The sequence below is a fragment of the Providencia rustigianii genome, from assembly GCF_900637755.1.
Lineage (GTDB): Bacteria > Pseudomonadota > Gammaproteobacteria > Enterobacterales > Enterobacteriaceae > Providencia > Providencia rustigianii.
Genome location: NZ_LR134396.1, coordinates 1,143,643 through 1,170,341, shown reverse-complemented (window position 1 = coordinate 1,170,341; position 26,699 = coordinate 1,143,643). Strand labels below are relative to the sequence as shown.

The 26,699-nt window shown below is 42.1% G+C and carries 25 protein-coding genes, 3 tRNA genes, 2 other RNA genes and 1 pseudogene; 7 read left to right on the top strand and 24 right to left on the bottom strand.

Going from position 1 to position 26,699, the window contains the following annotated elements; translation table 11 throughout:
• Positions 1 to 208: 208 nt before the first annotated feature.
• Genes bioD through bioB form a run of 4 tightly spaced genes read right to left on the bottom strand, consistent with a single transcriptional unit; the run spans position 209 to position 3,881 of the window.
• Positions 209 to 883: a dethiobiotin synthase gene (gene bioD, locus EL244_RS05310; RefSeq protein ID WP_126459259.1), complete on the bottom strand. Its 675-nt coding sequence runs from the start codon at positions 881 to 883 to the stop codon at positions 209 to 211.
• Complete coding sequence (gene bioC / locus EL244_RS05305) at positions 876 to 1,709, bottom strand: malonyl-ACP O-methyltransferase BioC (RefSeq protein ID WP_126459256.1); 834 nt, start codon at positions 1,707 to 1,709, stop codon at positions 876 to 878. Before bioC ends, bioD begins: the two co-directional genes overlap by 8 nt.
• A complete protein-coding gene (gene bioF / locus EL244_RS05300) occupies positions 1,687 to 2,844 on the bottom strand; it encodes an 8-amino-7-oxononanoate synthase (protein WP_126459253.1) in 1,158 nt (385 codons plus the stop codon). Before bioF ends, bioC begins: the two co-directional genes overlap by 23 nt.
• Positions 2,844 to 3,881: a biotin synthase BioB gene (gene bioB, locus EL244_RS05295; RefSeq protein WP_006812739.1), complete on the bottom strand. Its 1,038-nt coding sequence runs from the start codon at positions 3,879 to 3,881 to the stop codon at positions 2,844 to 2,846. Before bioB ends, bioF begins: the two co-directional genes overlap by 1 nt.
• 93 nt (positions 3,882 to 3,974) lie before the next feature.
• Between bioB and bioA the strand changes: the two genes are divergently transcribed.
• Positions 3,975 to 5,246, top strand: a complete 1,272-nt coding sequence (gene bioA / locus EL244_RS05290; protein ID WP_126459251.1) for an adenosylmethionine--8-amino-7-oxononanoate transaminase — start codon at positions 3,975 to 3,977, stop codon at positions 5,244 to 5,246.
• A 44-nt stretch (positions 5,247 to 5,290) separates the two neighbouring features.
• Here bioA and pgl read toward each other — a convergent pair whose 3' ends face one another.
• Complete coding sequence (pgl, locus tag EL244_RS05285; protein WP_126459248.1) at positions 5,291 to 6,271, bottom strand: 6-phosphogluconolactonase; 981 nt, start codon at positions 6,269 to 6,271, stop codon at positions 5,291 to 5,293.
• Between the two features lie 176 nt (positions 6,272 to 6,447).
• Here pgl and EL244_RS05280 point away from each other — a divergent pair, with 176 nt between their 5' ends.
• Positions 6,448 to 7,266: a pyridoxal phosphatase gene (locus EL244_RS05280; RefSeq protein ID WP_126459245.1), complete on the top strand. Its 819-nt coding sequence runs from the start codon at positions 6,448 to 6,450 to the stop codon at positions 7,264 to 7,266.
• Between the two features lie 139 nt (positions 7,267 to 7,405).
• Here the strand turns inward: EL244_RS05280 and modC are convergent, their stop codons facing one another.
• The 6 genes from modC to EL244_RS05250 all read right to left on the bottom strand — a co-directional run bounded on the left by modC (position 7,406) and on the right by EL244_RS05250 (position 11,969).
• Complete coding sequence (modC, locus tag EL244_RS05275) at positions 7,406 to 8,473, bottom strand: molybdenum ABC transporter ATP-binding protein ModC (protein ID WP_126459242.1); 1,068 nt, start codon at positions 8,471 to 8,473, stop codon at positions 7,406 to 7,408.
• Position 8,474: 1 nt separating this feature from the next.
• Positions 8,475 to 9,164 carry a molybdate ABC transporter permease subunit gene (gene modB / locus EL244_RS05270; protein WP_006812744.1) on the bottom strand — a complete coding sequence of 230 codons (690 nt, stop codon included), beginning with the start codon at positions 9,162 to 9,164 and terminating at the stop codon, positions 8,475 to 8,477.
• 22 nt (positions 9,165 to 9,186) lie between these two features.
• Positions 9,187 to 9,957, bottom strand: coding sequence for a molybdate ABC transporter substrate-binding protein (modA, locus tag EL244_RS05265; protein ID WP_006812745.1), 771 nt, complete (start codon positions 9,955 to 9,957; stop codon positions 9,187 to 9,189).
• Between the two features lie 192 nt (positions 9,958 to 10,149).
• Complete coding sequence (locus tag EL244_RS05260) at positions 10,150 to 10,935, bottom strand: surface-adhesin E family protein (protein WP_126459240.1); 786 nt, start codon at positions 10,933 to 10,935, stop codon at positions 10,150 to 10,152.
• Positions 10,932 to 11,540 carry a hypothetical protein gene (locus EL244_RS05255; protein ID WP_126459237.1) on the bottom strand — a complete coding sequence of 203 codons (609 nt, stop codon included), beginning with the start codon at positions 11,538 to 11,540 and terminating at the stop codon, positions 10,932 to 10,934. The genes EL244_RS05260 and EL244_RS05255 overlap by 4 nt, the downstream gene beginning before the upstream one ends.
• 276 nt (positions 11,541 to 11,816) lie before the next feature.
• The gene (locus tag EL244_RS05250) at positions 11,817 to 11,969 is read right to left on the bottom strand and encodes an AcrZ family multidrug efflux pump-associated protein (protein ID WP_039854347.1); all 153 of its coding nucleotides are present in this window, start codon (positions 11,967 to 11,969) and stop codon (positions 11,817 to 11,819) included.
• Between the two features lie 185 nt (positions 11,970 to 12,154).
• On the opposite strand from EL244_RS05250, the gene modE reads away from it, so the two are divergent.
• The 4 genes and pseudogenes from modE (at position 12,155) to EL244_RS05230 (ending at position 16,605) form a co-directional block, all read left to right on the top strand.
• On the top strand, positions 12,155 to 12,943 hold the full coding sequence (gene modE, locus EL244_RS05245; RefSeq protein WP_126459234.1) for a molybdenum-dependent transcriptional regulator: 789 nt from the start codon (positions 12,155 to 12,157) through the stop codon (positions 12,941 to 12,943).
• Positions 12,944 to 13,078: 135 nt separating this feature from the next.
• A pseudogene (modF, locus tag EL244_RS05240) lies at positions 13,079 to 14,556 on the top strand (molybdate ABC transporter ATP-binding protein ModF).
• Between the two features lie 370 nt (positions 14,557 to 14,926).
• Positions 14,927 to 15,679 carry a 2,3-diphosphoglycerate-dependent phosphoglycerate mutase gene (gene gpmA, locus EL244_RS05235; protein WP_006812751.1) on the top strand — a complete coding sequence of 251 codons (753 nt, stop codon included), beginning with the start codon at positions 14,927 to 14,929 and terminating at the stop codon, positions 15,677 to 15,679.
• A gap of 185 nt (positions 15,680 to 15,864) precedes the next feature.
• Positions 15,865 to 16,605 (top strand): hypothetical protein, encoded by a 741-nt coding sequence (locus tag EL244_RS05230; protein WP_126459231.1) that lies wholly within the window; start codon positions 15,865 to 15,867, stop codon positions 16,603 to 16,605.
• Between the two features lie 56 nt (positions 16,606 to 16,661).
• Here EL244_RS05230 and aroG read toward each other — a convergent pair whose 3' ends face one another.
• From aroG to nadA, 3 genes are all read right to left on the bottom strand, one after another.
• Positions 16,662 to 17,717: a 3-deoxy-7-phosphoheptulonate synthase AroG gene (aroG, locus tag EL244_RS05225; RefSeq protein WP_006812753.1), complete on the bottom strand. Its 1,056-nt coding sequence runs from the start codon at positions 17,715 to 17,717 to the stop codon at positions 16,662 to 16,664.
• A 309-nt stretch (positions 17,718 to 18,026) separates the two neighbouring features.
• Positions 18,027 to 18,749, bottom strand: a complete 723-nt coding sequence (gene pnuC, locus EL244_RS05220; RefSeq protein WP_126459228.1) for a nicotinamide riboside transporter PnuC — start codon at positions 18,747 to 18,749, stop codon at positions 18,027 to 18,029.
• Positions 18,750 to 18,844: 95 nt separating this feature from the next.
• The gene (gene nadA / locus EL244_RS05215) at positions 18,845 to 19,885 is read right to left on the bottom strand and encodes a quinolinate synthase NadA (RefSeq protein WP_126459225.1); all 1,041 of its coding nucleotides are present in this window, start codon (positions 19,883 to 19,885) and stop codon (positions 18,845 to 18,847) included.
• 251 nt (positions 19,886 to 20,136) lie between these two features.
• Between nadA and EL244_RS05210 the strand changes: the two genes are divergently transcribed.
• A complete protein-coding gene (locus tag EL244_RS05210) occupies positions 20,137 to 21,012 on the top strand; it encodes an aminoglycoside 6-adenylyltransferase (protein ID WP_126459222.1) in 876 nt (291 codons plus the stop codon).
• Positions 21,013 to 21,260: 248 nt separating this feature from the next.
• Here EL244_RS05210 and EL244_RS05205 read toward each other — a convergent pair.
• From EL244_RS05205 to tolR, 10 genes are all read right to left on the bottom strand, one after another.
• Positions 21,261 to 21,389, bottom strand: a non-coding RNA gene (locus tag EL244_RS05205) — RtT sRNA.
• 144 nt (positions 21,390 to 21,533) lie between these two features.
• Positions 21,534 to 21,662: non-coding RNA, RtT sRNA (locus EL244_RS05200), on the bottom strand.
• Positions 21,663 to 21,704: 42 nt separating this feature from the next.
• Positions 21,705 to 21,780, bottom strand: a tRNA-Lys gene (locus tag EL244_RS05195).
• Positions 21,781 to 21,813: 33 nt separating this feature from the next.
• Positions 21,814 to 21,889, bottom strand: a tRNA-Lys gene (locus tag EL244_RS05190).
• A gap of 130 nt (positions 21,890 to 22,019) precedes the next feature.
• Positions 22,020 to 22,095, bottom strand: a tRNA-Lys gene (locus EL244_RS05185).
• A 185-nt stretch (positions 22,096 to 22,280) separates the two neighbouring features.
• Entirely contained in the window at positions 22,281 to 23,069 is a 789-nt protein-coding gene (gene cpoB / locus EL244_RS05180) for a cell division protein CpoB (protein WP_126459219.1), read from the bottom strand.
• A 22-nt stretch (positions 23,070 to 23,091) separates the two neighbouring features.
• Positions 23,092 to 23,589, bottom strand: a complete 498-nt coding sequence (gene pal / locus EL244_RS05175) for a peptidoglycan-associated lipoprotein Pal (protein ID WP_006812758.1) — start codon at positions 23,587 to 23,589, stop codon at positions 23,092 to 23,094.
• A gap of 43 nt (positions 23,590 to 23,632) precedes the next feature.
• The gene (gene tolB, locus EL244_RS05170) at positions 23,633 to 24,925 is read right to left on the bottom strand and encodes a Tol-Pal system beta propeller repeat protein TolB (protein ID WP_112836376.1); all 1,293 of its coding nucleotides are present in this window, start codon (positions 24,923 to 24,925) and stop codon (positions 23,633 to 23,635) included.
• Between the two features lie 144 nt (positions 24,926 to 25,069).
• Complete coding sequence (gene tolA, locus EL244_RS05165) at positions 25,070 to 26,203, bottom strand: cell envelope integrity protein TolA (protein WP_126459216.1); 1,134 nt, start codon at positions 26,201 to 26,203, stop codon at positions 25,070 to 25,072.
• A gap of 70 nt (positions 26,204 to 26,273) precedes the next feature.
• Positions 26,274 to 26,696, bottom strand: a complete 423-nt coding sequence (gene tolR / locus EL244_RS05160) for a colicin uptake protein TolR (protein ID WP_006812761.1) — start codon at positions 26,694 to 26,696, stop codon at positions 26,274 to 26,276.
• Between the last annotated feature and the right edge of the window lie 3 nt (positions 26,697 to 26,699).

The following is a 26,699-nucleotide window of genomic DNA, read 5'->3' as shown; positions in this document are numbered from 1 at the left end:
ATTTCAAAAATATGACGAAATGATGAAAATGTTTTTACGCTCAATTTTAGACAAAATAGGAATTTTGTGTTTATTTACGGAAACTACGTAGTATTTTCAGAGTGAAACTTGACAAAAAAAGGATCTAATACGTTAAAAAAGATCCCATGAAAAAAGAATCGAGAACCCCCCTCTCTATACCCCATGATATAGAGAGTTTTAGCTCATTTTATAGTGCGGAAATGTCTAGATATTTTCCAAGATCATTGAAGGAATGATTTTCGATATGCGGAATGATCCCCAAGCAGGGCGCTTCAATCATTCGTTTTAGTGTCGTGAGATATTCTTGCTGATAGATTCCTGCGGGCTCGACCTCATTGGCAATCCATCCCACTAAAGATAAACCTGCGGCTATCACGGCTTGAGCCGTCAATACTGCATGATTAATACAACCCAGCTTAACCCCAACAACTAAAATGACGGGAAGTTGATGCTCAACCACCCAGTCGGCATACATTTGCTCTGAAGATAATGGCGTATACCAGCCACCTGCACCTTCTACTAATACCCAATCCGCTTGCTGTTGCAGATTTCTTAACCCGTCGCTCATCACTGAAAATTGGATGGGTTGATTCATTTTCTCGCTCACAATATGGGGTGATGTCGGCGCTTCAAAGATAATCGGATTGATCTGCTCATACGGCACACTAACGCGGCTATTCACCTGTAATTGTAATGCATCACTATTACGTAAACCTTGGGGCGTCATTTCACTCCCTGATGCTACTGGTTTATAACCCACAGTATTAAAACCGTGTAAATTTGCGGCTTGTAATAATGCACAGCTCGACATAGTTTTGCCGATTTCAGTATCGGTTCCCGTTACAAAATAGGTCTTAGTCACGATAAATAATTCCAAACACTGTTTGATAAGTTAATGGCAGCCCTTGGTCGGTATCAGGATAAACCGATATCAATTGCTGCAACCGCTGACGAGTCATCAGCCCCGATTGGCGTCCCGCTGTTAAATGTGTGGCACCAATCCCTTTGACTGAGTTGAGAAGCTCAATCAAATTAGAAAAATAGAGCGTATCCGCTTGTTGAAAAAGCTGATGGCGCCACGGTAAGCAGCTTTTGGTAATCTGCGGGTAGGCTAAAAAACGATTAACATGGGGTGTATCATCCAGCACTTTCCATGCTTGGGATAATTCCCCCAACGAATTTTCCGCCAATGTCGTGAATCCAATCATGCCACCCGGCTTGGTTACCCGATAGAGCTCCCCCAATGCATGTTGAAGGTCATCGCACCACTGAATGGCTAAATTAGAAAATACACCGTCAAAAGAGGCATTGTCGAAAGGAAGTGCATCCATGTCTGCACACACATAATCGCTGGCAGACTGCTTGCTTTTGGCCACATTAAGCATGCCCACAGAAAGATCGAGTGCTGTCACCTGATCCCCACGTTGCTGCATAATTTGGCTAAAAAAACCAGTTCCACATCCTGCATCTAAAATATGATGGCATGTCGATAAACTCGCTGGATTGGCATACTGATCTAATAGCCGTAGTAATTGTGATCCTGTGTTTTGCTGGTAATTAGCCAAAGAGTCATAGCGAGCCGCAGCACGCCCAAAAGCCGACGCTATTTTCTGTTTTTGTCGATTTTTTTGTTTTTGACGACAATGAATATCTTGAGTGCTGCCCTCATGAAACAAACTTAAACTCATGGAGAGCCTCCAATAATTTATCAACATCCTCTTGATGATGGGCTGCGCTCAACGTAATCCGTAATCTCGCGCTATCAGGGGGCACTGTCGGCGGGCGTATTGCTTGAACCCAAATCCCTTTATTCCGCAGAAATTTTGATAGTTGTAGGCTTTTTGCATTATCCCCCACAATCAATGGCTGGATAGCCGTCATGGAGTCCACCAACTGCATATCGGGTAAATCTATATTATTCCTAAAATGGTGAATATTACTCTGAAGCTGTGCTCTTGCCGCATCGGCTTGCTGAATTTGTTGTACGGCAGCGGATAATGCGACAGCCTGTGCAGGTGGCATTGATGTGCTATAAATGAGGTGACGCGCCGCTTGAATCAAGAAATCTGCCATGGACTCATCACATAATACCGCCGCACCACTAGCCCCGAATGCCTTGCCAAACGTCACCACTAAAATATCAGGCTTGATACTATATTCATCACAGCTACCCCGCCCTTGCCGTCCTCTCACGCCTATTCCATGGGCATCATCCACCATCAGCCAAGCGCCATGAGAATGAGCAACTGTATTCAGCTCATCCAGAGGTGCACTGTCCCCATCCATGCTGAATACCCCTTCGGTGACCACCAAGGTTTTAGAGGAGAATGGCTTACTGATCAGTTTTTCCAAAGATGACACGCTATTATGGCTAAATCGACGTAACTGCGCTTGAGAATGCATCGCCCCTTCAAGGAGTGATGCATGACTTAATTTATCCGCCAATATGCGATCTTCGCGGGTCATTAACGCGCTGATCAGTGCATGGTTTGCTGCAAATCCCGAGATAAATAATAGCGCTTTAGGGTAACCAAGCCACTCGGCGAGCTGCTGCTCAAGATCTTTGTGAGCGTTGGTATAGCCTGTAATATGTCCCGAACCACCACTCCCGACACCATACTCTTGCGCGCCTTGTTGCCAAGCGGCAATCACCTTTGAATTCTGGCTAAGACCTAAATAATCATTTGAAGAAAAATTAAGGTAATTTTCACCTTCAAAAGTGAGTTCTCTGCCATTACTTTTCTCAATACAGCGACGTTCTCGCCATGCAGAAGCTTGCTTACGCTTCTCCAATTGAGTTTCAATAAAGGATTGCCAGCTCATTAGACTGCCGCATTATAAAACTGTGAGTTATCCGCGGTGAGTACCGCTTCTGCCAGATTTGCAGCTTGCAAATTATCCCCTTCATCAGTTTCAATACGCTCAGGGTTAATATTTAATTTTCTGAACAAGGCAATATCTTTGTTTTCATCTGGATTTGGTGTGGTAAGCAGCTTACAACCATAGAATACCGAGTTAGCACCCGCCATAAAACATAGCGCTTGAGTTTGCTCATTCATGTGCTCACGGCCCGCAGATAAACGCACATAGGAGGTAGGCATCATGATGCGTGCAACTGCAATAGTGCGAATAAAATCAAATGGATCAACATCTTCGTTGTCCGCCATTGGCGTTCCTTCTACTTTCATCAGCATATTAATAGGCACGCTTTCTGGTGGTTTAGGTAAATTCGCCAGCTGGACGAGCAATGCCGCACGGTCACTGACTTTCTCACCCAAACCTAAAATTCCACCGGAACAGACTTTGATCCCCGCACTACGTACATTATTCAACGTATCTAAACGATCTTGATAAGTGCGTGTCGTAATAATATTTCCATAATATTCAGGGGAGGTATCAAGGTTATGGTTATAGTAATCCAGCCCAGCTTCCGCTAAACGACTTGCCTGAGAATCATCAATCATTCCGAGGGTCATGCAAGTTTCCATTCCGAGGGCTTTGACCTCTTTCACCATCATTTCCAGGTAAGGCATATCGCGCTCTTTCGGGTTACGCCATGCGGCTCCCATACAAAAGCGAGTTGAGCCTGCATGCTTAGCTTTTTTCGCTGATTCAAGAACTTGCTGAACTTCCATCAGGCGCTCAGTTTCTAGTCCAGTTTTATAGCGCGCACTTTGGGCGCAATATTTACAATCTTCGGGGCATGCACCAGTTTTAATCGACAGCAATGTGCTCACTTGAACTTGTTGCGGATCAAAATGCTGGCGATGTACTTGCTGTGCTTGAAATAATAATTCAAAAAAAGGCATTGAAAACAGTTCATTAGCTTGTTTTATTGTCCACTGTTTTAATTGGCTCACGGAAATACTCCAGTTGAAAAAGTTGTTGCCAGTTTAAATATTGAGATTATCATGTCAACTAAATTGATCTAAAAAAGTTGACGAGTGATTTATATGGACAGTTCCGACATTGCTTTTGATGCCAAGCATATTTGGCATCCTTACACCTCGATGAGCCACCCTATCCCCGCCTATCCTATCGTTGCTGCCGAAGGCGTAGAGCTAATCATGGCAGATGGAAAAAGGCTAGTTGATGGCATGTCTTCTTGGTGGGCAGCTCTCCATGGCTATAACCATCCAGTACTTAACCAAGCAGTAACGGAACAACTGGGAAAAATGTCCCATGTGATGTTTGGTGGTATCACCCATCCACCCGCAATCGCACTCTGCAAACAATTGGTAGCCATCACACCAGAACCCCTTGAGTGTGTATTTTTAGCTGATTCAGGTTCCGTTGCTGTCGAAGTTTCTCTCAAGATGGCACTGCAATATTGGCAAGCTCGTGGAGAGAAACGTCAGCGTATTTTAACGCTACGTCACGGGTATCACGGGGATACTTTTGGGGCGATGGCGGTTTGTGATCCTGATAACTCCATGCACGGGCTGTATAAAGGCTATTTACCACCGCATATTTTTGTGGATGCCCCTCAATGTGGCTTTCATGATGAATGGGATGACGCCGATTTATTACCACTGAAGCAACAACTGGCAGAGGATCATCAAGATATTGCAGCCATCATCCTTGAACCGATCGTTCAAGGTGCAGGTGGAATGCGTTTTTACCACCCTAACTATTTAAAAGGTGTACGCGAGTTATGTGACCAATATGGTCTGCTGCTCATAGCCGATGAAATTGCCACCGGTTTTGGGCGTACGGGGAAATTATTTGCCTGTCATCATGCTAATATTTCACCTGATATTATGTGCTTAGGAAAAGGTTTAACAGGAGGGTATATGACGCTCTCTGCAACCATCACTACCCGCCATGTGGCTGAAACCATCAGTAACGGAGACGCGGGTTGCTTTATGCACGGCCCTACCTTTATGGGAAACCCTCTGGCGTGTGCGGTAGCAAATGCCAGTCTGAAGTTACTCCTAGAAAGTCCATGGCAAAAAACTGTCGCAGATATCGAACAACAATTAATCGCAGAGTTATTGCCGTTAGTTCGCTATGACAGCGTTCAGGATGTCCGAGTTCTCGGAACCATTGGTGTGATAGAAATGAAGCAGCCAGTTAACACGGCTGAATTACAGAAGATTTTTGTTGCAGAAGGTGTTTGGGTTCGCCCATTTGGTAAACTGATTTATGTGATGCCGCCGTATATCATTACACCGGAGCAACTCACAAAAATCACCCAAGCCATGGAAAAAGTTCTCACCGCGTAATGGAAAATGTCGCTGAGTTATCCTTTCAGCGACACAGTATACATTTATCTAAACGTCACCCACATACAACCAGCCGATACTTTATAGCGAGCTAATAGGGTTAATTTCCCTGTAATCGGATCAATCTCAGAGACCGAAATATGATCGGATTTTTGTCCGCTAGAAATCAAAAAACGCCCCGTTCCATCAATATTAAAGCCGCGTGGTTGAGTTTCTGTTGGATAACGCCCAACTAAGCTCAGTTCACGACCGTTATCAGAGACTTGATAGTGGCTCAAATAACTTTCGGAACGTTCACTGGCATACAAATGGTGACCATCCGGCGTGATATGAATATCTGCAGCCCAACGCTGGCTCTGGTTACCCGCAGGGTATAACGCAACATTCTGCATTTCGCGATAGCGGGTAAATTTATGATACACATTAATGGTGGAATCCAACTCATTAAGGCAATAAATCACATTTTCGGTAGGATGTAATGCGAGATGGCGAGGTCCCGCTTTTGCCGCCGTGGTGATTTGCTCTGCGGTGGCTTCGGTTAAATAACCGTTATCCGCTAAATCGAACAGGCGAATATGATCTTCACCGAGGCAAGGTACCCAAAGTTGCTGATTTTGTGCATCCATATGAGAAGAATGAGGATGACGCAGACCTTCAACCACTTGGATAGGCGCTCCCGCAACACCATCATTACCAATAGGTAAAACAGCTAAATTATGCTGATGATACGAGGGTACGAATAGGAATTTACCACTATTATCTAACGACAGATGCACGGGTTTTCCCGGCACGCTAGCTTGTGCTTTAAAACGCAATGTCCCTTGAGCTTCAATTTCATAGGTCACAACGCTCAAGTGAGGTCCCACACCAATATACAGATATTTTTTGTCATGGCTGACCACCATCGGCTGTACTTGTCCCGGTGTATTCACGGTTTGTAGCAGCGAAAGTTCACCGACTTGGTTCATTGCCCATACGTGAATTTGTTGGCTTTCTGGGCTGGCAACATAAACAACCTGATCCATCCTGACTCCTTGAGTGATGATAAATTCGAGCGCAATTAGCGAATTAATGATTCTACCTAGAATAATAGAAAATGCCCCTAAAATCCTGCCTCGCACAGTTTGATGTATAAACACTAATCAACTTCAGTTATCATAAGGCTCTAAAATGAATCCGAAAAAATCATATGGAGTCGTTTATGTCATACCGCGTTATTGCCCTCGATCTCGATGGAACATTACTCGATCACCAGAAAAGAATTTTGCCTGAATCTTTAGAAGTACTGAATGAAGCCCGTCGCCAAGGCGTCAAAGTCATTATTGTGACTGGTCGCCACCATGTGGCTATCCATCCGTTCTATCAGGAATTGGATTTAGATACCCCAGCGATTTGCTGTAACGGGACTTACCTGTATGACTATTTAGGTAAAAAAGTCCTGAAATCCAACCCAATGACCGTCGATTCCGCTGCTTTGCTGATTGATAAACTGCGTGGCTCTGATATTCAACACTTAATGTATGTTGATAATGCGATGCTGTATCACACGAAAACTGAAGGTGTGACGCGCACATTAAATTGGGCGCAATCTTTACCTCAACATCAACGTCCAAACTTCGAATTTATCGAAGATTTCGCCCATGCACTCAACCAATATGAGTACATTTGGAAATTTGCCGTCACCTCGCCAGACCATCAACGCCTGCACGATGTTGTTCGTGAAATTGAGTCAGAATTAGACTTAGATTGCGAATGGTCGTGGGAAGATCAGGTGGATGTAGGCCGCAAAGGTAATAGCAAAGGTCAACGCCTGAAAGAATGGGTCGAAGCCCAAGGTATGAGCATGAATGATGTGGTTGCTTTTGGCGATAATTTCAATGACTTAAGTATGTTAACCACCGCAGGACTAGGCGTTGCTATGGGTAATGCTGTTGATGAAATCAAGCAGCAAGCGAAGCTTGTCACTCGCGTGAATACCGAACCGGGTATCGCCGATGTGATCCGCAAATATGTTTTGTAAAACGACTCAATGTAAGGCTCTAAGTCATTGGTGTTGTGACTAGGCCGCAAATGAAGCTATCCCTAGGAGCATACACAAGTATGTGACTAGGGAGAGTTAATGAAGTCAACAACACTGCGGTGTGAAGAACAACGAGCCTTTAGAATGTTTTAGAAAGAGATGCCGACTTAACCTGCGCAAACACCTTCCGCCCCTTACGGATCGAAAGTTCATCCCTCGCCCAACGGGTGATCCTCGCCCACAAATAATGCTCATCACCAAGATCTAACTTCACATCCACTTGCTCACCATCCTCAACCCATTCCACCACTTCGGCGGAAATAATATTTCGAATACTGCTTACTAGGGGTTTTTCGAGCACTAACGACACATCTGAAGCATCGATTCGCAGACGTAATTCGCTGTTTTTATCCACATTGACACGGGGGATCCACAGTTTTTGTCCACCAACCAAAACCGCGGTCATTTGATAGTCTGGATGCTGACTGTGTACCTCTACATTAAGAACGCTACTGAGCGTTTCTTGTTGTAGCCAAGGTCGTAACGCACTACTTGCCCACACTTCTTCGAGAGGCCCGAACGCTTTAACTTTACCTTGCGCCATCACGATGACTTTATCCGCTAAACGTAAGATTTCGTCCAAACTGTGGCTCACATACAGGATTGGGATCTTCACATCTTTTGATAGCTTTTCTAAGTACGGCAATAATTCACGTTTGCGAGGGAGGTCGAGGGACGCTAATGGCTCATCCATTAGCAAAATTTCAGGTGCGGTGAGTAACGCACGACCAATCGCCACCCGCTGTTTTTCACCACCAGACAGCGTAATCGGGAATCGGTTAAGTAATTTTTCAATACCCAGCAATTCAACAATATCATCGAATCTTTCTTTCATTTCCGGCGCCATACCGTAGCGCAAGTTGCTTTTCACTCGATAATGGGGAAATAACCGTGCATCTTGGAAAACATAGCCAATATGGCGCTTCTCAGGTGGCAGGCAAATTCCTTTTTCAATATCCACCAGTGTACGCCCATTCAGGACAATCCGGCCTTTATTGGGTTTAGTGAGTCCACCAATCACGTTGATTAATGAAGTTTTTCCAGCTCCCGACAAACCAAATACGGCGGTAATACTTTCTGTGGGTAATTGAGTATTAACTTCTAGCTGTAAGTCACCCAATTTTTGAGAGAAATTCAGTTCTAACATATTAGGCTACCCCTAAGCGCTTCTTGCCCCAACGGGTCAACCACTCTGAAATCAACAACGAAATTAACGCTAAAACAATCGCAATAATACACAGACGCGCTGCATCAGTTTCAGCTCCCGGCGTCTCAATCAATGTATACATGGCGAGTGGAATTGTTTGGGTTTCCCCTGGAATGTTGGAAACGAACGTGATTGTCGCACCAAATTCCCCAAGAGATCGTGCAAATGCCAGTACAGTACCGACAATTATACCCGGTAAGGATAATGGGATAGTAATCGTGAAAAAGACGCGTAAAGGCGTCGCCCCAAGTGTACGGGCTGCTTGCTCTAATTTTCTATCCACCGCTTCAAGCGCCAAGCGAATGGCTCGGACCATTAGCGGAAAAGCGACTACCGCAGATGCTAATGCAGCACCGCGCCAACTAAATGTAAAGCTGAAGCCAAACCAGTCATACAGCCATTCGCCAATAAATCCACGTTTTCCCATGCTGATCAACAATAAATAACCCACAACCACTGGCGGTAGCACCAGTGGCAAGTGGATTATACTATCGAGCAATGTTTTACCGGGAAAATGGCAACGAACTAATATCCAAGCGACCAAGATCCCCAGCGGTAAACTGAAAACCACAGCCACACTAGAGACCTTTAAACTTAGGTAAATCGCTTCCCATTCATAAGCACTTAACATCTGCAACGATATATTCTCTTCGCTATTTGGTAGTAAAACCGTAACGTTTGAACACTTCTGAAGCCACTGGGGTTTTCAGGTATTCATAATAATCACGGGTCGCTTTATTATCCTGATCTTTAACAATTCCCATTGGATATTCAACAGGTTTATGGGTATCTGCTGGGAAAATACCCACGACTTTGACTTTTTGGCTCGCAACCGCATCAGAGCCGTAAACAATACCTAAAGGTGCTTCTTGGCGTTCAACCAGCGCCATACCACTACGAACATTATTAGTACGAGCCAATAATGGGTTAACTGTTTCCCATGCACCGAGATAAGTTAAAGCCTCTTTAGCATAAATACCAACAGGGACATGATCTGGGTCACCGACAGCTAACCGTCCGCCATCTAGCAATTTTTTCCAATCAGTTTGTTTATTGATTTCGACTTTATCAATTTTAGAATCTTTTGGCGCGATCAAAACCAGTTCATTACCCAGTAAGGTATAACGCGTATCGTTCACCATCAAATTTTTATCTATCGCAAAATCCATCCACTGTTGGTCAGCAGAAATAAACATATTCGCTGGTGCACCTTGCTCAATTTGGCGCGCTAACGTTGAGGATGATGCATATGAAGCAACCACTTCAACATTGGTCTCTTTTTTATATTGTGCTGAAATTTCATTCAGTGCATTGGTCAACGAAGCTGCCGCAAATACCGTAATTTTCTCAGCCGCAAAACTGTTACCCACCATTGAAAGCGTTAATGTGGCGCCAGCGACCAGTGATATCAAACCTTTTTTCATTTTAATCCACCCTTGTATTAATTAATCCGCTATATATATCAAGATATAGCGTTAACTTAAAGTTAAACAATGCATAAAGGTGTGCTAGCTCAACAAATGGAGGATTTACAAGCGCTCAATAATAATATCGACAGGAGGATAGACAACGTTAATGTTTTCGTCGCCTATCCCATAGAGATGCAGAAAGAAAAACTACTGGACAATAGATTGGCATTTCTGGTCATTAATCTCGATAGTAGACTCGAGTAAATTACCATTGTAATACTCTAAAACAAAGGCTTTAGGTTTACTCAAACCTAAACCATTTTCAAATATATCGCATATCTTATTAAGCTGCTTTTCCTTGATTTCACTATTCAATTTTCGATGAAAATCTGCTTTTGGCATATCATCTGCTCGATATGAAATATGAATAATTCCCTCTGATTTTTGAGCTCCTATCAACGTTAACCAATCATTAAGTTTGATTGGTGCACGCTGATTTAGGTTATTCACAAAATCATCCGATGTCTTTTGTGAATCATTTTTCAACTCACACAGTTTTTGCCAAAAAATAGCATTAAAATTATTTTCGGCTGCAATTTCCCAGCGACTACTTACGTCTGGATATGGAATAGTAGGCTTACCCGTTGCATATTTATTGGCGAAGAATCCTATTGGTCGCTCAGTATATTTATTAGTTTTTCGACAGTCATAGATATGTGTCGCTTTTATCGAATTAAATTTAATTCCTTTTAAATCATTCTCTTCTTTTAATGATGTCACCACATCAATTTGAATTAAATCAGTGTTACCTTGGTAATAATCGGTTTCTGGCTTAGCCATATACATGGTTGCCGATTTAGTTTCCATCCATTTTATATATCCGGCAGGTAACTCTGAAGATTTAAGCGTATTTTTCTCTTGAAGCTTTTGAGGGCTTTGACAGCCCATCACAGAAATACAGATGGAAGATAGTATTATCAATTTAAGTTTCATTTGATGATTCCTACTTCACGTAAATCTTGAGGTTCTAAATTCCCTTGTATAGAACAAAATAACGTAACCGTTTTATCACTACTCTCTTCGATGATAAATAATTTTTCTGCCGATTCTTCGTCAGGTGCAATATCCCCCGCCGGAGAACTATTTTTCAGCCATTTATCTGATAGAGAATTACGATATACAGGGTTATATACATACGAATCATCTGCAATTTTTACTAATTTTATTTCTTTAGATAATATACGAGCAATCTCATCTAGTGGTTGGCTAGACTCAAAACCCCAATAATAATATTCACCTGTTGGTGCATTTGGAACAACATCTTTATATTTATTAAAATTTGAATACTTCACTACAAATTTATCGAGTTTTAATGAACCTTCATTAACACTTATTGGTTTCATGAAATCTTCACCATCTATAATTTTTTGTTGATAAAACTCATTAATTATAGGTTTTATTTGATTATTTTGACTGGCATCTTTAAAAAAATCAGCATTACAATTTGATAATGATTTTATCAGCGTGGATGCCGTGGCTGTATTACTAAAAGACATTATTAACAATTGAAATACGATTAAAATACGAAATATCATCATAAACCATCCTTTGAATAACATTTGGTGTTTAAATATTTATAAAAATAATAATATCAAAATTATAACACTAAGAATTTAGAATGGTCATGATGATTGTTCAGCAAATAGTGTTAATTAAGACAATTCAATAAAAATAACGTTATTTACTGTTGAATGATGAAAGATAGTAAAAAGTCACAAAACTAACTATTTCACCGAGTAAAAATGACTTGCCCCCCAACTATCGAGTAGCCAGAGGGCAATAATTAGCGAGAAAACTAAATGGTCTACAGGAGACTATTTGTTTTCATTGTGATGATGGTGCGGTACGTGAGCTTTAGACAGCAAGTTAAAGAAAGCCCCTAAACCATAGATAAGACCCATGATCAGCGCCATCACAACAGGAACCATTAAAAGAGCAAAGCCCAAACTTTTTATGAGTTCTAACATTAAAACCTCTTCAGTGATACTGTGCTCACCAGCCTTCTGATACGCTGACGAGGAAAAATCAACTATAACTAAAATAATAACGCACAATAGCATTATATTGCATACTATTTTAGACAAATTATTATACTAGCGACATACTAAACGTGCTTTTTATCTATACCGCCAAAAACCTAGGGGAGAGAGCTATGCAGGCTGAAATTCTACTCACATTAAAACTACAAGGAAGTTTATTTGCCGATCCTCGCCGTATCGCGCTTCTCAAACAGATAAAAACGACAGGGTCAATTAGCCAAGGCGCTAAGTTAGCGGGTATTAGCTATAAAAGTGCTTGGGATGCGATCAACGAAATGAACCAACTCACCGATGACATTTTAGTTGATAGAGCCACTGGAGGCAAAGGTGGTGGCGGAACGACATTAACTCATTATGGGGAAAGATTAATCCAGCTATATGATTTACTAGGACAAATTCAGAAAAAAGCATTCGATGTCCTCAAAGAAGATAGCCTCCCTCTTGACAGCTTACTCGCTGCTATCTCACGATTTTCACTACAAACGAGTGCCCGTAATCAGTTTTTCGGTACGCTGATTGCCCGGGATCACAACCAAGTTTTACAACACGTTCAAGTAAAATTAGCCGATCAGAAAACCGTGATTAATGCAGCCCTCACGGAATCCAGTGCTAATCGTCTTGGCTTAATCGAAGGCAAAGAGGTGCTCGCACTAATTAAAGCACCATGGGTAAAACTGACCAAACAACCCAATCACAGCCACTACGATAATCAACTCGCGGGAACTGTTTCTACCTTAGAACGTGGTTCTGAAAATAGTGAAATTTTAGTCACTTTAGCGGGTGGTGAAACCCTGTGCTCAACCTTAACGAATCAAGAAGTTGATGCGTTAAAATTGGCGATTGGCGACTCAATTACAGCACTATTTAATGCCGAACAAGTAATTATTGCCACCCTTTGCTAAATTTTTAGTTATTTATCTTGTTTATGACAAATAACCCTGCGGTTTTTTTTAGCTTATCCTAACGCCTACTTATTGACTTTGTCTGCGAACCTGATTATCTGTGGTACAAGACATGGTCAATGATAAGGATGCTAGATGGGCTCAATAATAATACAAAATGGGTGCTTTAAGCTTAGTGATACACACACACTGGATATTCAACAACTTGAAATTCATTCTGGTGATAGCTGGGCATTTATTGGCGCAAATGGAAGCGGCAAATCATCACTAGCACGTGTTTTTTCCGGTGAATTACAGCGACTTTCTGGCATAAACCAAAACAATTTTAAGTCCCCTGTTCGCCTCTCCTTTGAACAGCTACAAAAATAATCGCCGAGGAGTGGCAGCGTAATAATACCGATTTGCTCAGTGACGATGAAGAAGACACTGGATATAGTGCCGCCGAAATCATACAACTCCACCATAAAGACAATGAATATTGTTTAGCGCTGGCAGCTAAATTCGGTATCAGTGATCTGCTTTCTCGTCGCTTCAAATATCTTTCGACAGGGGAAACCCGTAAAGTTTTATTGTGCCAAACATTAATGGGAAGTCCGGATTTATTAATCCTCGACGAGCCTTTTGATGGGTTGGACGTGTACTCTCGCAACAGTTTAAGTGAGCTATTACTTGATTTACATGAGCAAGGGCTCACTTTGGTGCTGGTCTTAAATCGTTTTGATTTAATCCCTGAGTTTGTCACAAATATTGGCATCGTCGCCGACTGTAAACTCACGCTTTCCGGTGATAGAAAGTCAGTACTTGCTGACACTCTAATTAGTCAGCTACAACACAGTGAAAAAATAAAACAGCTGACAATCCCCGAACAAGAAGACCCAACTACGGATGAGAGTTTAGATCCAGAGACTCCGCGTATCATCTTAAAAAATGGAATTGTGAGCTACAATGATAAACCCATTTTACATGGGTTGAATTGGCAAGTTGACCCTCACCAACATTGGCAAATTATTGGTGAAAATGGTGCAGGTAAGTCCACATTACTAAGCCTGATTACAGGAGATCACCCTCAAGGTTATAGTAATGACCTCACACTATTTGGATGCCGTCGAGGCAGTGGCGAAACCATTTGGGATATTAAGCGTCATATTGGTTACGTCAGCAACAGTATTCATCAAGAATATCGCGTTGCTACTAGCGTACTCAATGTGATTATCTCAGGCTTCCATGACTCAATCGGGTTATACCAAACCCCATCAGATCGCCAAGTTCAATTAGCCTATGAGTGGTTGGCACTACTTGGCTTCGCTCCTCAAACCGCTCAACAACCTTTTCATAGCCTTTCATGGGGTCAACAACGGTTAATATTGATTGCCCGAGCATTAGTTAAACACCCTGCCATGTTGATTCTTGATGAACCTCTGCAAGGGCTTGATGGGCTCAACCGCCTGTTAGTACTCCGCTTTATTGATATTATGCTTAGTCGCGGTAATACCCAATTACTGTTTGTTTCTCATCACCAAGAAGATGCACCTTCCTGTATTACCCATCGATTAAAATTTGTTCCTGATGGTGATAAATACCGTTATGACATCGAAATCGTTGAGCCAGAATAACCATCCAATGGCTGGTGAGTATTTACTTACTAGCCATTTTTGCATTAATTGATTGAATCTTTGTATTACTTAATCCAACGCATATTATTATTGAATTTTTCTCTTGCTGTATCGATTCACTTGAGGTTAAATCTAGTCCATACCTATGATTTACTAAGCAAGTGAAGCAAGCTGAAAATCGTCCAATAAACTAAATCGTTTCATCCCATCTTAAGTTAAATATTTATTACTAAGATCTCGATGTTGTTGATTTTTTTAGTTTGGCATTGATAAAACGCAAGTTGTCACTAGCGTTCGGGACGACTATCCCTATAATGTAGGTCAGCAATAATTCATTTCTAATTTGAATGTACTGATAGGAGTTTTAGCTATGGCTGTAACTAAACTGGTTTTAGTAAGACACGGTGAGAGTGAGTGGAACAAAGAAAACCGCTTTACCGGTTGGACTGATGTAGAACTGTCAGAAAAAGGTCGCGAAGAAGCGAAAAATGCAGGCCAACTGCTAAAAGATGAAGGCTTTGTTTTTGATTTCGCTTACACCTCTGTTCTGAAACGTGCTATCCACACCTTATGGAACATTCTTGATCAAGTTGAACAGCAATGGTTGCCAGTAGAAAAAAGCTGGAAACTGAACGAACGTCACTACGGTGCTCTGCAAGGTCTGGACAAATCAGAAACCGCAGCAAAATATGGTGATGAGCAAGTTAAATTATGGCGTCGTGGTTTTGCTATCACGCCTCCAGACCTGACTAAAGATGACGAACGCTATCCTGGTCACGACCCACGTTATGCGAACTTAAAACCGTCTGAGTTACCTGTTACTGAAAGCCTGGCAACAACGATTGACCGTGTTGTTCCTTACTGGGAAGAAGTGATCAAGCCTCGCGTAGCTAGCGGTGAGAAAGTCATTATCGCCGCTCACGGTAACTCACTGCGTGCGTTAGTTAAGTACTTAGATAACATGGGTGAAGAAGAAATTCTGAACCTGAATATCCCTACAGCAGTGCCACTGGTTTATGAGTTTGATGAAAACATGAAACCAATCAAACGCTACTATTTGGGTAATCAAGACGAAATCGCCGCTAAACAAGCAGCAGTTGCTAACCAAGGTAAAGCAAAGTAATCACTTACTTTTTTGATACCTAGCAAATTACATTAAGGGTTGAGCTGATGGCTTAGCCCTTTTTTATTGTCATTAATTCCTTCTTCATTCACTTTCATTATAAAATGATGCCGCGTTGAGTGTCGGAATAGCCCATAACCGACTATCATAGGGAAAACTAACTGAAAGGTTTATAAAACAAGATAATGAATAAATTTAATCTTTATGTCTGGGTGGGGTTGATCCTCAGCGCCAGTATTTTAGGTGCGTTGCTGTATATGCTACAAACGGGTGAAATGACACTTGAAGGACCAGCTGGGAGTTCTAATCCAGAATTAATGAAGACTCTGATGATCATTGCCTGTGTGAGTTTTCCAGCCCAAATCGTCAGCATGATGGTACTCAACTATAAGCCTACACTGGCGATTATTATCGCTATCATCAGCAGCGTTGCATTAATGCCAATTACTATTGTATTTGTAATGGGAATGATTTTCTCCGCTATCCGTTGGCGCTACCATCAACTAACACCATTCGATACGACCATTAACGTAGATTTTGATATTCGCCTAACCATGGATAAACGCCGTAATACGATGACCGTGATCCCTCTGGCTATTTTGGGTATTGCATTGATTGTATTGAGCCAAAGTATGGGAATGTTTTTATTTGTACTGGCAGCCTTTTTAGGTTATTTCGGTAAAAAAGCCTGTACCACCACCTATTTAGCGGTTAAAGGTGACCATTTTTATATTCGCCCTAATATCTTCGCCTTTTGCTACCGTATCCCACTCAAGGATGTGACCTATCTAAAAACAGAGAAAGGGAAACTATTTTTCACTGCTAAAGTTGAAGAATCAGAAATTCCATTGTCTGCCACCCCAATCAGTACAACCGCAGACGATCAGGCTAATATAGAAAAATTACTCAGCCGAATTAAAAAATAAGCAAACAAAAGCCAGTTCCTAAAATAGCGAACTGGCTTTTTTCTTTAAATTTTAGTTTATTTATTACGACGGGCAATTACCGCATCTGACAGCTGGCGTAATACTTTTTCTGTATCATCCCAGCCAATACACGCATCCGTGACGCTTTTACCATAAACTAAAGGTTCACTAGATTCTAAATCTTGGTTCCCTTCAACTAAATGACTTTCAATCATCACACCCGTGATTGAACGGTCACCTTGACTGATTTGAGCGCTAACATCCGTAGCGACTTCCATCTGTTTTTCAAATTTCTTACAGCTGTTGGCGTGGCTAAAATCAATCATAATACTTGGCACTAAACCGGCTTTTTCCAAACCTTCACGCACTTCTTTAACGTGTTTAGCGCTATAGTTTGGCTCTTTACCACCACGTAAGATAATGTGGCAATCTGGGTTTCCGCTGGTATTCACAATTGCAGAATGCCCCCATTTCGTCACTGATAAGAAACAGTGTGCCGAACGTGCCGAATTAATCGCATCTATCGCAATTTTAATGGTGCCATCAGTCCCATTTTTAAAGCCAACTGGACATGATAAGCCAGACGCTAATTCACGGTGAATTTGTGATTCCGTCGTACGCGCACCAATAGCTCCCCAGCTCATCAAATCTGCCACATATTGCGGGCTGATGACATCGAGGAATTCACCAGCGGTCGGTAAACCTTGGTCATTGATCGTTAAGAGCAACTCACGGGCAATTCGTAAACCATCATTGATATTGAAACTATGGTCCATATGAGGATCATTAATTAACCCTTTCCAACCTACTGTTGTACGCGGTTTTTCAAAATAGACACGCATAACAATCTCAAGGGTATCTTTTAACTCAGCACGTAATTCATTCAAACGCTGAGCATATTCCAACGCGGCTTTTGTATCATGAATCGAGCAAGGGCCAATGACAACAACAAGACGGTCATCTTTTCCCACAAGGATATTATGAATAGCGTGGCGAGCTTCATGAACGGTAAACGCAGCTTTATCGGTTGCTGGAAATTTTTCGAGCAGAGCAATAGGAGGTAATAATTCTTTTATCTGTTTTATTCTGACGTCATCGTTCTGATAGTTCATACCGGTATATCCACTGTTTATTATTTTTTACTGAAGTTGAGTTACATACCTTTTAAATCTCAATAGCTAACAAATAACTTGAAATGCGACAGGTATCGAATTTTTAATCTAACCGTTCCCCGAGCATCTGTAAACAACCAAACAGACCAGAAAATCATCATTAAATTGTGGTTTGATTATAAAATGAGGTCAAATACTGATATCTAGCACAATTACTAGATTTTAGATGAGTTTTATAGCGTAAAAACATATAGAAACGGCTAAACAACGAGGATGTTACTTTAGCCGTTTTTTTGTATTTTTTCTTATCTAGCCACGAGACATTGGCTCAGAGCCATTTTCTTTCGCAGATTTCATCCATAGACGAGAACCATTTAGAGCAATACCGAGTAGCAGTAGGTATTCCAACGACATGGCGTAAACACCTTGGATAAAGAAAACCACAATGCTAATGACATTAATTACTACCCATAACAGCCAATTTTCCACATATTTGCGAGTCATTAGGATCATTGCCACAACCGACAATACGGTCATCGTCGAGTCCCAGAATGGGAAAGCATCGGGTTCAAGCACTGGCATCACTAAATTAGCACCAAACAGATTTAATACCGCCACAGCCCAGTTGGCTAATAAACCAAAGACAGCATCAATATTAAACGTCAGAACAATAATCGCGAGGACAGAAATAATTAATGTGGTTAATGCGCTCGGTAAACTTAGCCAACGAATTTTTAATTCTGCCTCTTGAGAGCTGGACATTCGGCTCCAAGCATACCAGCCATAAATATTGGCACCAAAGAAAAAGAGTTGTAAAAGCAGGTTTGCGTATAATTGAATTTGGAAAAAAATCACCGCAAATAGAGTGACGTTGATTAGACCAAATAGGTAATTAATCGTTTTTTCAAAACTCGCTAATAAAATGCACAGTAAGCCGGCAATAGTGCCTACTGCCTCAATATACGACAAATCGTAAACACTTCCCCATACTGGAATCTGAACTAATGTATTGGCGGTGCTAAAGAACTCCATCTCAACATCCTATTTATCATTAATGGTTAAAATAGCATTGCTCATCAATATCACAGACGATTCTGAATTTAAATTAAACCGTCAAATCACAACTGTTATTTTAGACTTTCAGCAAACTTTAGCATTTTATTCAATGGCTGCATGGCTTTTTCACGTAACTGCTCACTGACATGAATTTGGTGCGTGACATCATCCCCTTCTAGAGCCGCTGCAATCGCTTGTAAGCCATTCATTGCCATCCAAGGGCAATGAGCACATGTCCTGCACGTTGCGCCTTCTCCCGCCGTTGGTGCGATATAGAGAGCCTTATCAGGGCAGGCTTGCTGCATCTTATAAAAAATCCCTTTATCTGTTGCAACAATCATTGATTGATTCGGTAAATTTTGTGCGGCTTTAATCAGTTGACTGGTTGAGCCGACGGCATCCGCTAAATCCACTATCGCCTGCGGAGATTCTGGATGAACCAATACCGCCGCGTCAGGGTACATGGCTTTCATTTTTTCTAATGACTGAGTTTTGAATTCGTCGTGAACAATGCAAGCCCCCTGCCAACACAGAATATCCGCCCCAGTTTGTTGCTGAACATAACGACCTAAATGCTTATCGGGAGCCCAAATAATTTTCTCACCTAGGCTATCAAGGTGCTCAATCAGCTCAACCGCAATACTGGATGTAACGACCCAATCGGCTCGAGCTTTAACGGCCGCAGACGTATTGGCATAGACCACCACGGTACGGTCAGGATGAGCATCACAAAAACGAGCAAATTCTTCGTCTGGGCAACCAATATCTAATGAACATTGAGCATCCAACGTTGGCATTAAGACATTTTTTTCTGGGCTGAGGATTTTGGCTGTTTCCCCCATAAATCTCACCCCAGCAACTAATAAGGTTGAGGCGTGATGACGAGCACCAAATCGAGCCATTTCTAACGAATCAGCGACACATCCCCCGGTTTCTTCCGCTAAGGCTTGAATTTCAGGATCGGTATAATAGTGCGCGACAATGACTGCATTTTTTTCAACAAGTAACGCTTTGATTCGCTCACGATAAAATGCCTTTTGATCTGCATCTAAGGACGCTGGTTTTGGTGGAAACGGATAAACGGCCTGGTCAAAATCGATAAACACGCTCATTGATTGCCTCTGTTTAGCAGAAAGTGGTTTTATAGCTGAAATTTTTCATAAAACCCCTAAATCGTCATATTTTTGTTTTATATACTAAACACGATACTCCAGTTAGCCTAAGAAGTCTCCAACCTTTTCTCGATCAAAATCCCATATATCCTCTACCTTAAATTTCATCGACAGTTTTTCTGATTTGTCTTTCGCTTTTCTACCCATTTATCGGTATCTTAGCCACTCCTGTTAATTTCAATAGGTTAGTTATGGAATCACCTGCAACTTTATTAAATAAAATAATATCTATTTCATTACTCGAACCGAGAATCGAAGCAGTTGTACTGACTGGCTCTCGTGGGAGAGAAAAGGATATTGATGCTTATTCAGACATTGATATCGAACTTATCGGCCATGGTGTAACCGATCTTTTTAACGACAAAAATTGGGTTAGCCTAATTGCCAATCCGCTTATTGCCTTGCATTTGCAAAATGGTGGAGAAAATGAACCAGAATTTCCCACGTGTTTAGTCATCTACGAGGAAGGGCGTAAAGTTGATTTTACGTTTGCAGAGCCTATAAGGCTCAAAAAAATGCAACAAGGATTAGATACGATTTATACCCGAGGCTTTACTGTTTTGTTGGATAAAACAGGGTTAACTGACCAGCTACCTGAAGCCGCCAATATCCGTGTTCTACAACCTCCATTATTAAGCCAAAGTCAATTTGATGAGCTAGTCACTGATTTTTGGTTTGAAGCCCATCAGGTGGCTATCGCACTGACCCGAAATGAATTATGGAGTGCTTGGTCAAGAAGCACGGATATGAAACGATTTTTTCTCAGTTTGCTTGAGTTGAATGCATCACATTCCAATGAATTTAAAGATGTTTGGTACAACGGCAAGCACTACCAACAATGGATGCCGGAGAGCTTTATCAAAGCAACAGAAATAATTTTTGACTGTGGAACTGCACATAAGGCCGCTTTATCCTTGCATTGCTTGATGGCAAGCTTTCTCAAGGTTAGTGCTGAGTCTATGAGTCTATTCAACTATCAAGAGAAGCAATCTGTGGGCTTAAAAATGCAGGACATTGTTATCGGGATATTAAAGGATAACGGGCTAATAGCCGAAAAGATGAAATAAATAATGCAGAACTAGCAAGGGAATGCTGGTTTTTGTTTTTTTAGAATTGAAAGTGGTTATTGGTGTTCATTGTTCTTTGACTGAGTTCGAAACCGTGGATGTGCAGGAGGAGACTAATGGAATTTTATGTGAAGAAATTTTTGAGATGATGGGTCGTGCAGGATTTAAGTCCTTCGGACTTACACTTCGTGTCGAACCTGCAACCATCTTGTCGAGGTATGGCTCAATTATTGGAGTTTTACTTTAGATGGTGGGTCGTGCAGGATTACTCGGGCTTTGCCCTCGCCCTTCGGGTCGTTGCGACAAGCGCAACGCTGTCTCGCTTCGCTCGGCTCGAACCTGAACGCAGCTTCTCACCTACACTCAACGTGCAATATGTAAATGGTAGAGTTGTTTATTCTTGGGGAGTTTCTTTGAGATGGTGGGTCGTGCAGGATTTAAGTCCTTCGGACTTACACTTCGTGTCGAACCTGCAACCATCTTGTCGAGGTATGGCTCAATTATTGGAGTTTTACTTTAGATGGTGGGTCGTGCAGGATTACTCGGGCTTTGCCCTCGCCCTTCGGGTCGTTGCGACAAGCGCAACGCTGTCTCGCTTCGCTCGGCTCGAACCTGAACGCAGCTTCTCACCTACACTCAACGTGCAATATGTAAATGGTAGAGTTGTTTATTCTTGGGGAGTTTCTTTGAGATGGTGGGTCGTGCAGGATTCGAACCTGCGACCAATTGATTAAAAGTCAACTGCTCTACCAACTGAGCTAACGACCCATCTAGATTACTTAAATTGTTTACTACTTTAGATGGTGGGTCGTGCAGGATTCGAACCTGCGACCAATTGATTAAAAGTCAACTGCTCTACCAACTGAGCTAACGACCCATCTTAAAACTTTACTTTTTGGTTCTTTACCCTTCGGGTTGAACCTGCAACCATCTTATTAACAGTTAACAATTCTACCAACTGAGCTAATGACCCATCTGTACTGCTTGAATTGTTTACTACTTTTAGATGGTGGGTCGTGCAGGATTCGAACCTGCGACCAATTGATTAAAAGTCAACTGCTCTACCAACTGAGCTAACGACCCATCTAAAATTTAAATCTCATTGATACCACTCAGATTTCTCAACCTGCTGTTTCTCGTATCAACGGCGGCTTATATTACTGATTTCTGACTGGGGTGCAACGCTTTTTTTGAAAAAATGAATTAAGTGCGCACTAATCATACGGATAACCCCGAAATGTTTGGTTATGTTGCTTCGGGGTTAATAATTAAAGGGCACTCAACTTCTTCTCTGCAAGTTTTGAACCTGCACTATTGGGGTATTGTTTCAATACCTGCTGGTAAACAGCTTTTGCTTTATCTTTCTGTCCCTTATCTTGCATGATAAGACCCACTTTATATAAGGCCTCACTGCTTTTTTGAGACTTTGGATACTGCTTAACTACGGTTGCAAAGTAAAATGCTGCATCATCTTTGCTGCCTTTATTGTAGTTTAACTGCCCCAACCAATAGTTAGCATTGGATTGGTATCCAGACTTCGGATACGTTTTGATAAACCCCTGCAATGCCCCAATAGCCTCATCAATTTGTGCTTTTGATTTGCTGTTCATGGCTAACTGAACTGCGGCATTATAATCATCTTTTTCATTACCACCGGAGCTTGGAGCCGCTGCGGTGGTATCTGAAGTCGATGACGCGGGACTTGATGCACTTGAATCTGTTGCATCAGAAGGAGTTGCTGAATCACCGCCCCCCGCTTTGTCCAATTGCATATACAAATCTTTTTGGCGCTCAACAACCTGATTCAATTTATATTCACTTTCTTGAATTTGTCCACGTAACATATCGATGTCACGCTGGTTATCGGCTAATTGCTGCTGGATTTGATAAATAATTTGACCTTGAGAGCTAACGGCTGTCTCAAGTTGGGTGAGGCGATCTGCAGAGGAACCAGATCCGACATTGTTGATTGGCGCTTGGGCAATAGCGGCCCAAGGGGCCGCTACGCCAACCAATAACGACAGACCGACTAGTAATTGTCTGAAGTTACTGTTCATAATAGATAATTTCTCTTATCTATTAGTATGCAATGACTGCACGACGGTTTTTCGCGTAGTCTGCTTCAGTGTGACCTAACACAGCTGGTTTTTCTTTACCGTAAGAAACCAGTGAAACTTGGTCGCCTGAAACACCTTTGCTTTGCAGATACATTTTAACTGCGTTAGCACGACGCTCGCCCAGTGCGATGTTGTATTCTGGAGTACCACGCTCATCCGCATGACCTTCAACAACAACACGTACAGATGGGTTGCTACGCAGGAATGCTGCGTGTGCATCTAACATTTCAGCGTACTCTGGAGATACGTTGTATTTATCGAAACCAAAGTAAACAGTGTTGTTCTGTTGCAGTTGTTCCATTTGCTGACGTGCCAGCTCTTCCGCAGACAGACCAGTATTAGTTTGATCCACAGCAGAATCAGCACCATTTTGGTCATTGTTTTTGTTAGAGCTACAAGCTGCGACTGCCATGATTGGTAATGCGATCATCAGCCCTTTAAGCACTTTGTTCAGTTGCATCGTTTTGATCCTTAATATTTTTGCCACACATTATTATTATGCATCACAGATACGGCGACCAGGCAGGAAATTTTACCTGTCCATCGGTTGCCGGAAGACGCGCTTTGAAACGCCCGTCGGTCGAAACTAGCTGCAATATAGTCCCCAAGCCTTGAGAGGAGCTATAAATTACCATAGTGCCGTTAGGTGCGATACTCGGCGTTTCATCTAGAAACGTTGTCGTTAAATATTCAACGTTACCCGTTGCCAGATCCTGTTTGGCGATATGCTGTTGACCGCCCCCGGAGCTGACCATCACTAAGAAAGTTCCATCCGGGCTTACATCAGCATCCTGATTTTGAGTTCCTTCATAGGAGACTCTTACTGGACTACCACCATTAATATTCATTTTATAAACTTGCGGACGTCCTGCTTGGTCCGAAGTATAGACTAAAGTTTGGCTATCCGGCATCCAGCTTGGTTCAGTATTGTTACTACGACCATCTGTAACTTGACGAATTTGCCCACTTGCTAAGTCCATCACATATAAATTCAGGCTACCTGTCTTAGACAGTGCAAATGCTAATTTAGTACCATCTGGTGAGAACGCAGGCGCCCCATTATGACGTGGGAATTTTGCAACCTGACGAACTGCACCACTTGATAGCGTCTGGATAACTAACGCAGAGCTACCACTTTCAAATGTTACATACGCGATTTTTTGACCATCTGGTGACCATGCTGGTGACATCAGTGGTTCAGGTGAACGGTGAACCGTAAATTGGTTAAACCCGTCATAATCTGAAACGCGTAATTCAAACGGATATTGACCGCCGTTAGTTTTCACTACATACGCAATACGCGTACGGAATGCTCCACGAATACCGGTCAATTTCTCAAAAACTTCATCACTTGCAGTATGAGCTGCATAGCGTAACCAATCTTTAGTGACTTTAAATTGGTTCTGAGCTAACACTGCACCTGGATTAGCAGCAACATCAACTAGTTGATAACTGACTACGAAGCTACCATCTGCGGCTGGCTGAACTTGACCAACGACAACAGCATTAATGCCCAACGCAGTCCAAGCATCAGGAATGACTTCTGAAGCCGTTCCCGGTTGCTGAGGCATACGGCTTGGCTCAATAGGGTTAAACTTACCGCTATTACGTAAATCAGCGCCGACAATCTGTCCAACTTCTTGTGGTGGCGCACCTGCACCCGCCCACTTAAATGGAACCACACCGATTGGTTGAGCTGAGTTAACGCCTTCAGTTATCTCAATACGGATTTCTGCCTGAGCAACAGTAGCCCATAGCATCAGGAACCCGAAAACTATTTTAAACGCCTGCTTCATCCTAATCTCCCTTACTGCGATATTCACCACCGCAATAATTCGCTGAATTTTAACAAAGGTATACTAACAAAACTAGATAGCACACAAACTATTTATTACATCGCCAAAAAATTTACAATATAGACTACTCTGACTTATTGAAAATTAAGGCTTAAATACTAATGTGCTGCCTGATTTATTAAACGTTTCATAGACCTCTCTGCTAGGTGGTTTTGGCATAGTTGCGAGTTTTGCCGCTCTTATTGCCGCTTCACATAGCGCGGGATCATTTGCTGGACCATTTTTCGGTGTAATACTGACCAATAATCCATCTGGTGCCAGTTTTAATTGCAGCTCACAAGTCCGTCCACGATACGTCGCTGAGTCATAGAATTTACTTTGGATCGCTGCTTTTATTTTACCTGCATAGCTATCAACATCTGCATTAGATGCGCCTGATTTTTTACCGCCTCCGCTGCCAGCAGCAGTCTGTCCGCCTTGCTTACTTGGACCTGATGCAGTTAAATCACCCAGCAAATCATCAACGGATGATGCATTTTTTGCGGCTTCAGCTTTGGCTTTAGCGGCCTTAGCTTTAGCTTCTTTATCTTTGGCTTCTTTATCAGCCTTAGCTTTCGCTTCTTTCTCAGCTTTAGCCTTAGCATCAGCTTCAGCTTTTGCTTTAGCTTCTTTTTCAGCCTTAGATTTAGCATCAGATTCGGCTTTTTCTTTCGCTTCTTTTTCGGCTTTAGCTTTAGCAGCCTCGGCTTCTTTTTTAGCTTGCGCTTCCGCTTTCTCTTTCGCTATAGCCTGCTCTTTAATTAGCTTTTCTTTCTCAGCTTTGGCTTGCGCGGCGGCATCCTCAGCTAATTTTTGCTCTTCCTTCGCTTTTTTGGCTGCTTCTTGAGCTTGCTTTTTCTGTTCTTCAGCTTGTTTTTGCTGCTGTTCAGTTTCGCGCTGAGTTTGAATTTGTTCTTCTTCAAGTTTTTGCAGACGCTTTTGTTCCTGCTCCTGTTTTTCTCTCAGCTCAGCATCTTGTTTCTGTTGTTGTTCTTTGCGTTCTTTAGCTGCTTGTTGGGAACTTTTTTGCTGCTGTTGAGATTGATTATATTGCTCAACAACAGCACCAGGATCGACCATGACTGCATCAATGACCGTTCCCTCTTCTCCACCGCCGCCAAGTTGAACGACTGTCACTAAAGAGCCTATAACGATTAAAGCAACCAATAAGATGTGCAATCCAATCGACACCATTAATGAACGCTTTAAGTTATCCTGTTTCTCTTTTGTCTTTCCCACTCTGGTTTCCAAAAAAAGAATCGTTTCTTTTCAAACTACATCCAAGCCACAAGAACAGTGGCTGGACAAATTAAATAGGTTGAGTCATCAAACCAACAGATTTGATCCCTGCCCCATGTAACAGATTCAGCGCCTTAATCACTTCATCATAAGGAACTTCTTTAGCTCCGCCAATTAAGAAAACCGTTTTAGGATTTTTCTCTAATTGTGCTTTTGCCTCTGCTGAAATTTGTTCTGGTGGCAGTAACTCTAAACGCTCACCATCGATCAACATATTATATTGATCAACCCCTGCCACTTCTAAAATCACAGGGGGGTTATCACTTGATGATACGGTTTGAGTATCTGTAGCATCCGGCAATTCAACTTCCACACTCTGAGAAATAATAGGTGCTGTTGCCATAAAGATCAGCAAAAGCACCAACAATACGTCCAGTAATGGGACTATGTTGATTTCGGATTTCAGCTCACGTTTGCGACTATTGCGCGCCATTCG